The sequence below is a fragment of the Ochrobactrum sp. SFR4 genome (genome assembly GCF_019730395.1).
Classification (GTDB): domain Bacteria; phylum Pseudomonadota; class Alphaproteobacteria; order Rhizobiales; family Rhizobiaceae; genus Pseudochrobactrum.
The window spans coordinates 1-483 of sequence record NZ_JAAPBB010000174.1; the positions used below are offsets into that span (position 1 = coordinate 1).

General features: G+C 56.9%; 1 pseudogene. It reads right to left on the reverse strand.

The features are described 5' to 3' along the window. Window positions 1-161: 161 nt before the first annotated feature. Window positions 162-483, reverse strand: a pseudogene (locus tag HBA93_RS18430) (IS4 family transposase); the annotation flags it as partial.

The following is a 483-nucleotide window of genomic DNA, read 5'->3' on the forward strand; positions in this document are numbered from 1 at the left end:
GGCGCCCCTGCGCTGACAGCCGGAACACGGCGGCATCAGAGCAGCCGATTGTCTGTTGTGCCCAGTCATAGCCGAATAGCCTCTCCACCCAAGCGGCCGGAGAACCTGCGTGCAATCCATCTTGTTCAATCATGCGAAACGATCCTCATCCCGTCTCTTGATCAGATCTTGATCCTCTGCGCCATCAGATCCTTGGCGGCAAGAAAGCCATCCAGTTTACTTTGCAGGGCTTCCCAACCTTACCAGAGGGCGCCCCAGCTGGCAATTCCGGTTCGCTTGCTGTCCATAAAACCGCCCAGTCTAGCTATCGCCATGTAAGCCCACTGCAAGCTACCTGCTTTCTCTTTGCGCTTGCGTTTTCCCTTGTCCAGATAGCCCAGTAGCTGACATTCATCCGGGGTCAGCACCGTTTCTGCGGACTGGCTTTCTACGTGTTCCGCTTCCTTTAGCAGCCCTTGCGCCCTGAGTGCTTGCGGCAGCGTG